Raw genomic sequence first — 1,336 nt, 5'->3', positions numbered from 1 at the left:
GCCAATCGGCCGATCCCCGCCAAACCCCTACTTCGTCTCGCCAATCCGCTCCGCCTTGTCGAGATTGTCCTTGCCTATGACGATCGGCGTCAGCAGCACCAGCTTCTCCTTCGGCTCGGTCTTGTCCTTGGCAAAGGCCACCGCGATGCGCACCGCGGTGCGCGACTGCTCGCCGGGAAACTGCTCGACGGTGCCCGCAAGCTTGCCGTCACGCACCGCGACCAGCGCTTCCGGCAGTGCATCGAAGCCGTAGATCTTGACGTCGGTGAAGTTGCGCGCGGCACAAGCCTCCATGGCGCCCAGCGCCATGTCGTCATTGGCGCAGACGATGGCGTCCGGCTTGCCGTTGGCGGCAAGGCCGGCCTCGGTCACCGACAGCGCCTCGGCGCGGGCGAAGTTGGCGGTCTGCTCGAAGACGATCTGGTACTTGTCCTTCAGCGGATCGAGAACGTTGTGAACGCCCTTGTTGCGGTCGATCGCCGGGCCGGCGCCGGGCTGGCCCTGAAGGTGGAAGAGTTTGGCGCCATTGGGAAATGCCGCCACCACCGCGTTGGCTTCCGCCTCGCCGCCCTTGACGTTGTCGGCGCCGACATGGGCCAGGATGCCCTCGACGCCGTCGACGCGGCGGTCGATCGTCACCACCGGAACGCCGGCCTTGACCGCTTCCTCGATGGCCGGCGCCAGCGCGTTGACGTCGAGCGGCGAGATGACAATGGCGTTGACCTTCTGCACCAAGGCCGCCTCGATGTCGGCGGTCTGCTTGGTGGCCGAGTTCTGGCCGTCGCTTTCGGTCAAATTGACGCCTTGCGTGGCGGCTTCCGCCTTGATCTCGTTCAGCATGTGCACGAAGAACGGAAAGCCGAGACTGGGCACCGAGCCAAGGATGGTGAGCTTGTCCTGCGCAAACACCGAGGGCGCGGCGACCATCATGGCGCCGAAAGCCGCGGACGACAGCAGGAATTCACGTCTGTTCATGGGATCCTCCTCCACAAAAACGCACGACCCCGAAAACCGGGATCGGTTTCAGGAAGGATCATGCATCGGTTCAAAGTGTTGGAGCATCCTCCCTGCGCCCGAAAACGCATGCCGCTCCAGCTGGCCGCCGCTGTAAAAAGAGCCTCCCACCGACGCCTGCCTGGGGATGCTAACCCAGGGTCAACCATTTGTGCAACCTCGATATAACAGCGCTGTTCGGCAAATTATCGGAATTGTCGGATTTCTGGATCGTGGGCATGCTTCCCAGCACAATAGACACGGCGCATCGCCTCCTGCGGCCTATTTGGCGTTGACTGACTTCATATTCCTTATTGAAAGGCCACCATTAAATGTGTATAAA

The 1,336-nt window shown here is 62.1% G+C and carries 1 protein-coding gene; it reads right to left on the bottom strand.

From position 1 onward, the window contains the following. Nucleotides 1-27 precede the first annotated feature (27 nt). The gene (locus EN750_RS34560) at nucleotides 28-975 is read right to left on the bottom strand and encodes a substrate-binding domain-containing protein (protein WP_013530574.1); all 948 of its coding nucleotides are present in this window, start codon (nucleotides 973-975) and stop codon (nucleotides 28-30) included. Between the last annotated feature and the right edge of the window lie 361 nt (nucleotides 976-1,336).

This window comes from Mesorhizobium sp. M7A.F.Ca.ET.027.03.2.1 (genome assembly GCF_003999175.1).
GTDB lineage: Bacteria > Pseudomonadota > Alphaproteobacteria > Rhizobiales > Rhizobiaceae > Mesorhizobium.
Note: the sequence above shows the minus strand (reverse complement) of the source record. Positions and strands in the feature narration are given on the sequence as shown.